Here is a 4,247-nt window from a genome sequence, read left to right as displayed (position 1 = left end):
TCTTCTTTTCTCTTCTCTTCTTTTCTCTTCTCTTCTTTTCTTTTAGGGGCCACTGGTTCCGAACCGGTTCCGAACTGGTTCCCCACCGAATTTCCCTTTTGGTCACTTTCAGGGTGAACTGGTGGGGCTGGATACTTCGACGGCTGCGGTTTCTTGATCGTCTGGTGTTTGAGAAAGTTCCGCACCTGTATGTAAGTCTGGTTGTCCACTGTATAGACCACGATCAAGTTTCGCTCCATCAGTTGCTCCAGCCATCCCTGCACCATGTCACTTGTGATGGTTTCGTCGTACGGGAAAATGAGGGATCGCAGCAATGCTGGCCGCCCGGGAAGCCGCCCCTCATCGTCCGCCTGACTGATCAGCCCCGCGAAGAGAAGCCGAGCAAGTGGCTCACACATGCCCAACTTCTCATCCATCCAGAACCCCGGGTCTATCATCCGTTTGCGAGCCACAGGCTCCTCTCCCCCTCACGTGATAATATCAGGCATCTCATCCCACGTTCGGCCGTCCAGAATCCGGCCGGCTTTCTTTTTCCCAAACCTGCAAACTGCTGTATCGGGATCGAAATTGAACCAGAGCTTGCCTTTGATTCTAGGCTCGTGTTCATGTACTGGCGCCCATTCCCCCCACTGTTTGAAGAAGAACGGCACATTTGCTTCCCGACACTGATCCCGAATATCCCGCACCCAATCCGGATGCATGGGTCGTGCTCCGAGCCCGGACTCCCCGCCGACAATGACCCAGTTAATGCGTCGATCGGGCCCGCTAATACTGACTGATGGTCGAGTCGCTTCCGGAAGATACTGCTTCTCCCAACCGGTTAGTGCATCCCACTCGATACGTCGGGAACCGTAGCCTTGGGTAAGTTTTTGTCCAAGGTTAATACGTGTCAAATCCACCGGACCTAGCAATGGCTCGCAAGATACGAACCGAACAACCGCCGGCGTTTGCAGAAGAAGCGGAATCCGCTCGTCCGCCCAGCGTTGATCTTCGACCGTTACGCCGAGCCAGACGTTTGGCAACGGAAAGATACTCTCGTAACTTGAAACGGTCTCGACATACTCCGAAAACAGCATGTCCGGATCATCCATAATGACCACACCGTCAAGAGACTTGCTCCACCGCTCAATCAGGTTCACTGGTTCTGGACTCAAATACGATTGCATCCGATCCGGCCGCTTTGTGAGAATTATGAATGTGTGACTTGACTTGTTCTTAAGCCAGCAAGCCATCATGATCCCGAATAGCTGATCGATGTACCAATCAGGCACAACTTCATGAAACAGATCCGACATGCTATTCACAAACACCCGGCGCGGCTTCCGCCACCTTAGCGGCTCCGTCAATCGTTCCGTATGCAAATTCACATTTTCTGCCGCATGCGCCGCCGTCCAAGGCTTCGTCGTCCATCCGAACCGATGCGAAATTCGCTCGGCGTAACAGTTTTCACAGCCTGGTGAAACTTTGGAGCAGCCTGTAACTGGATTCCAGACGTCCGTGGCCCATTCGATTTTGGTTTGTGCCATCTTCCTTTGTTCCCCTTTCTTGCAGGTCAACAATTACATCACTCCCGCAACGCGGGCAGATTTGGCCGCTTCAGGAGGGGCAAACATATCCGCAACGCGGGCATTTCAGCATTTTGCTCCCACCTTTCCTACCCGTCTAAAGCGGATCCTCTGAACTTCCGCTTTTTCCTCAATTTGAACCTCATACCCCAGTTCAAAAAGACGTTTAGATACTTTGGAAGCTGTGGTTTCGTCAATGCACGAGATCATGCACCATCCGTCCCCAAACCGCTGTGCACTTTTTCTGATCGCATGCAACTCTCTCAGAATCACAACTTTCTCCCCTCCTCACTTTTTGCTGAGTCACGAACAAACTTTACAGACTTCCAAACGCCATTGATCCGTACACCAACCGCTATGACTGCTCGCTTCATCGTAATAACCTCCCCGGAATGATTTACCAATTGAAAATCCGGGGCCTCTGCGCTAAAATGAATGTGAGCTTAATTGGCCAGCGGCCCTTTCGTAGGGCAGAGGCCCCTTTTCAGGGCAAATAGCCCCTTGGGATGGGAACTGGTGGGAGCGGCAACTCATACAGCCAGTTCCTTTTCATTTGTCTGTGAAAGCAACCTCCTTTGCTTGTCCACTATTAATTGTTGCCTGACGGCTTCAATCTCGCATTCACTGCACTGCTCCAGATATCCTGAGCATCTGCTACAAAAACTGTTTAGGTTCTCAAGAATCTGACTGATTTTCACTTCGTACCTCCTCTCTTGAGCAAAGGCTTGTCCACCTGTCGATAAGGTAACGAGTATGATCCAAACTCCCTCCCCTCGTAATGCTTGTCCACTAGCGCCGGGCTGGCCGGCGGTCAATCCATCCAAATCGTTTTTCTTGAGAACGATACACTCCGGTAAAACTCGATCACATCCGGGTTTTGGCGGTAATATTCTTCATCTCGCCAAAGAGGGATACGAAAGTGGTTTTCCATGAGGGTCATTAATTCGGCCAGCCGAATGTCACGCTCATAATCAGGTACATCCAGTTGCATGATTTGTTGGTAGTACTCCCGCCAAGGGGCTAGTCTGTCTGGTTTCTCAGTGATTGTCGTCATCATGTTCCAACTCCTCTCTCTGAAATCGATAAATTCGAAAGGATTCTCCCACTCGTTGATCGAATGCTTTTTGGGCTGGTATAGAAAACTCAACGAAACGGAGAATTGAATTATGACTACTTGGAACGACATTCAAAACTGTTATGAAGGCCGGTATATCATTCTCAATTTGGTTTCAGACAAAATTTCCTTGATCAACGTTGTCGAATTTGCGACAAGAATCAGTTATGATAGCCATACTTTTAAGATTAAATTGCGAAGTGGTGGAGAAATCCATTTCCCCTCAACCTTAGAACCCTACATTGACGACGAAGATCGGCTCGTTTGTATCAATGATGATGGGGATTTTATTTTCATCACGCCTTCCCCTGTTCAACCGGTGTAGGCTCAATATTGTTTGTGTGTGCCTTTGCATTCTCAAACGTCATCAAAACCCTTGCTACTGTCCAGCTCAAAGAGCGTTGCCATTCTTCATCAGTTTCCGGACGCCGAAGCGCATTGATTATTGCAAGTTGGCTTGGGTGCAAAAGCTGAGCGTCCGGAGACACGGCTTTTGCCAGTCTGAAATACGCTTCTTCATATCCCCGCGCCGGAATCAGAGCAATCACCGGCTTACCGCTGCAGGCCAACTGTACGAACCTTTCCGCCCTTTTCCGATCCTCTTCTGTTGCAGCTTCACCATTCGAAGGGTCAATGTCGATCATGCTTAGTGTCTCGGTGTTTTCACCCATCGCCTTTCGCAAAGCTTCCACCTGCTGCATGGCTCCTTCATAAGCCAATTTGTTGATCTTTCCTCCTGGAACATAAATCAGCACCGCAGGCATTGTCGTCTCCCTCCTTTCAAGGAGCTAGTCTGTAATTCAAAGGTTTGTGAGGTGGATTCGTACAAAGCTCTAGTCATCTGGCAGCCGTTGGTGCTGGTCATCTGGCAGGTTCCAGATGCGCAGCGTCACGCTGGTTCCTCTCCTTTCGCATCAATCTCCCTTGCGATCTCCACGAGCCGCCGAACTGCCGGGTTGCCACTTTCCCACTCCCGCTTGAACCACTCCCGCTGCTCGTCCGGCTCCATCGCGATGACTCCGCATGGCGAGTGAACCGTGATCTTGCTGTTACCGACTTGAAACACCCGTGTTACCATGCCGCTCATCTCCCCTTTGTATAGGGTATGAGCGACGGCTTGGCCATCTTTCTTCACGATTCACTCCCTCCTCTCCCTTAAAACCGGCTCAGTACGATCTCTTCCTTGATCATGCGAGCCAGCTTTAACACGTCTTCGATCGCATCCTGCTTCGTGTAGTTCGGATCTTCTGCAAGTCCCTGTGCGATGTTGTATGCCTGATTGAGCAGCTGCCCGAGAACCGCGACCTGTCCCAATTGCTCAACCGGGTTCACTTGATCACCACCTACAGGATTTTTCACCCTACACATCGAATTATTGTCCGAAGGACGGGAACTTTGGCGAGTGTTCTTCCGGTCTTCGATGGAAGGGGTGCAAAATATGACCGCCCTCGACTGCCCATATGCGGCGACTCCCCCCCTATGCCGTGGCAGATTCGTCGGTTTCGTCGAGAAGTTCACTGATGCTGACTCCGAGTGCATTCGCCAGTTTTTGCAGAATCTTGGTCGTC

At 50.7% G+C, this 4,247-nt stretch carries 6 protein-coding genes; all 6 read right to left on the bottom strand.

From position 1 onward, the window contains the following. Positions 1-452: hypothetical protein (locus C230_RS18945; RefSeq protein WP_018130186.1), on the bottom strand; the 452-nt coding region annotated here is incomplete at its 3' end. 15 nt (positions 453-467) lie between these two features. Beyond that, complete coding sequence (locus C230_RS0100805; protein ID WP_026174058.1) at positions 468-1,526, bottom strand: phage Gp37/Gp68 family protein; 1,059 nt, start codon at positions 1,524-1,526, stop codon at positions 468-470. Positions 1,527-2,376: 850 nt separating this feature from the next. Beyond that, the gene (locus tag C230_RS0100785) at positions 2,377-2,622 is read right to left on the bottom strand and encodes a hypothetical protein (RefSeq protein ID WP_018130181.1); all 246 of its coding nucleotides are present in this window, start codon (positions 2,620-2,622) and stop codon (positions 2,377-2,379) included. 353 nt (positions 2,623-2,975) lie between these two features. Further along, on the bottom strand, positions 2,976-3,443 hold the full coding sequence (locus tag C230_RS0100780; protein WP_018130180.1) for a hypothetical protein: 468 nt from the start codon (positions 3,441-3,443) through the stop codon (positions 2,976-2,978). A 125-nt stretch (positions 3,444-3,568) separates the two neighbouring features. After that, a complete protein-coding gene (locus C230_RS0100775; RefSeq protein WP_018130179.1) occupies positions 3,569-3,814 on the bottom strand; it encodes a hypothetical protein in 246 nt (81 codons plus the stop codon). Between the two features lie 20 nt (positions 3,815-3,834). Next, the gene (locus tag C230_RS22820) at positions 3,835-4,011 is read right to left on the bottom strand and encodes a hypothetical protein (RefSeq protein ID WP_018130178.1); all 177 of its coding nucleotides are present in this window, start codon (positions 4,009-4,011) and stop codon (positions 3,835-3,837) included. Positions 4,012-4,247 lie beyond the last annotated feature (236 nt).

It is taken from the genome of Effusibacillus pohliae DSM 22757 (assembly GCF_000376225.1).
In the GTDB taxonomy this organism is placed as follows: domain Bacteria; phylum Bacillota; class Bacilli; order Tumebacillales; family Effusibacillaceae; genus Effusibacillus; species Effusibacillus pohliae.
The sequence above is the reverse complement of the archived record's forward strand: the minus strand, read 5'-3'. Positions and strand labels throughout refer to the sequence as shown.

Coding starts and splice junctions, on each gene's coding strand:
- C230_RS0100805 (WP_026174058.1), bottom strand. CDS start 1,526: ATGGCACAAACCAAAATCGAATGGGCCACGGACGTCTGGAATCCAGTT.
- C230_RS0100785 (WP_018130181.1), bottom strand. CDS start 2,622: ATGATGACGACAATCACTGAGAAACCAGACAGACTAGCCCCTTGGCGG.
- C230_RS0100780 (WP_018130180.1), bottom strand. CDS start 3,443: ATGCCTGCGGTGCTGATTTATGTTCCAGGAGGAAAGATCAACAAATTG.